At 74.8% G+C, this 2,278-nt stretch carries 1 protein-coding gene; it reads left to right on the top strand.

The window, feature by feature from the left end:
- Positions 1 to 2,278: polyketide synthase dehydratase domain-containing protein (locus tag AB0K25_RS31725; protein WP_363824018.1), on the top strand; the 2,278-nt coding region annotated here is incomplete at both ends.

Genomic DNA, 2,278 nt, shown 5'->3' with positions numbered 1-2,278 from the left:
ACCACCCCCACCCCCACCGGCCACCAAACCCTCACCATCCACACCCGCACCACCACCACCTGGACCACCCACGCCACCGCCACACTCAGCCCCGAACCGGCACCCGACTCCACGCCCGCGGCGCCCGGCGTCTGGCCGCCGCCGGGGGCGCAGCCCGTCGACCTCTCCGGCCTGTACGCGCGACTGACCGACCACGGCTACGCCTACGGCCCGACCTTCCGTAACCTGCGGGCGCTCTGGCGGCACGGCGACGAGCTGTACGCGGAGGTCAGCCTCCCCGACGGGACCGAGATCGACGGGCACGTCGTACACCCGGCGTTGCTGGACGCGGCGCTGCACGCGCTGATCGCGACGCCGGCCGACCTCGACGGTCCGCTGCGGGTGCCGTTCTCCTGGGGTGGGGTGCGCGCGACCGGCCGCAGCACCGCCGCCCTGCGGGTGCGGTTGACCCGGCTCTCCGAGCACGCGGTACGGCTGGTCGCCACCGACCTCGACGACGCCGAGGTGATCACCGTGGAGGAGCTGACCACGAGGCCGCTCGCGGTAGACCAGTTGGCCGCCCCGTCGGCCCCGGTCACGCCGCTGCGGGTCGAGTGGGTGCCGCAGGAGGCCGATCCGGCCGCCGGGTCGACCGCCGTGCACGTGGTCGGCGTGGACCCGCTGAAGTTGGCCGACGCGCTCCGCTCAGCCGGCCGCGACGTCGCCGTCCACGCCGACCTGGACGCTCTCGCGGCGGCGATCGACGCCGGCACGGCGGTCGCCGCCGACACCCTGGTGACCTGCGTGACCGACGGTGGCCCGGGGCCGGCGATCGACCGGGCCGCCGCGCGCCCTTGCGACGAGGTCGTCGCCCTCGCCCACGAGGTCGCCGAACGGGCGCTGGGGTTGGCGCAGCGGTGGATCGGCGAACCCGCCTTCGGTGACCACCGGCTGGTGACGGTCACCCGGGGGGCGGTCGCCACCCGGACCGGGCCGGAGATCCAGGATCTGCCGGCGTCCACGGTGTGGGGGTTGATCCGGTCGGCGCGCGCCGAGTTCCCCGACCGGTTCGCGCTGCTGGACCTGCCGGGTCCGGCCGATGCGACGTTGTCGTCGGCGTTGGCCGGGCCGGAGCCGGAGGCGGCGGTGCGGGACGACACCACACTGGTCCCCCGGCTGGTCCCGGTCGCCGACTCCGCGGCCGTGCTACGGCCCCCGACCGGCGGCGGGAACTGGCGGCTGGACGTGACGAGCCGCGGCACGTTGGCGAACCTGGCGCTGGTGCCGTCGCCTGCGGGGGACCGCCCGTTGGCCGCCGGCGAGGTACGGGTCTCGATGCGCGCGGCGGGTCTGAACTTCCGGGACGTCATGATCGCGTTGGGGCTCTACCCGGGCGACGACGCGCAGATCGGTGGCGAGGGCGCCGGCGTCGTGGTCGAGGTCGGCTCCGAGGTCACCGGGCTGGCGGTCGGGGACCGGGTGATGGGGTTGTTCCCCGAGGGCTGTGCCGGCCCGGTGGCGGTCTCCGACCACCGTCATCTGGTGCGGACCCCGGCCCGGCTCAGCGACGTCGAGGCGGCGGTCCTGCCGATCGTCTACCTGACCGCCATGTACGGCCTGACCGACCTGGCCGACCTGCGGGTCGGTCAGCGGCTCCTCCTGCACACCGCCACCGGCGGGGTCGGGATGGCCGCCCTGCACTACGCCCGGCACCTCGGGGCCACCGTGCACACCACCGCGAGCGCGCCCAAGCAGGCCACCCTGGCGGCCCTCGGGGTCCCCGCCACCCACATCCACGACTCCCGGACGACGGCGTACGGCGAGCGCATCCGCGAGACCGATCCCGCCGGTGTCGACGTCGTGCTGAACACCCTGACCCACGCGCACGTCGACACCAGCCTCGCGCTGCTGGCCGAGGGGGGCACCTTCCTCGAGATCGGCAAGACCGACATCCGCGACCCGCACACCGTCACCACCACCCACCCCCACCTCACCTACCAGCCCTACGACCTCCTCGACGCCGGACCCACCCGCATCCACCAACTCCTCACCACCCTCACCCACCTGCTCACCACCGACGCCCTGCCCGCCCTGCCCGTCACGGGCTGGCACGTGACCAACGCCCCCGACGCCCTGCGGCACCTCAGTCAGGCCAGGCACACCGGCAAGATCGCGCTGGTCGTCCCCGCACCGCAGCCCGCGCGGGGCACCATCCTCATCACCGGCGCCACCGGCGCCCTCGCCACCCACACCGCACGACACCTCGCCACCACCCACCCCCACCACCACCTCCTCCTCA

Source organism: Micromonospora sp. NPDC049257, assembly GCF_040678915.1.
GTDB classification, from domain to species: domain Bacteria; phylum Actinomycetota; class Actinomycetes; order Mycobacteriales; family Micromonosporaceae; genus Micromonospora; species Micromonospora antibiotica.
Note: the sequence above shows the minus strand (reverse complement) of the source record. Positions and strands in the feature narration are given on the sequence as shown.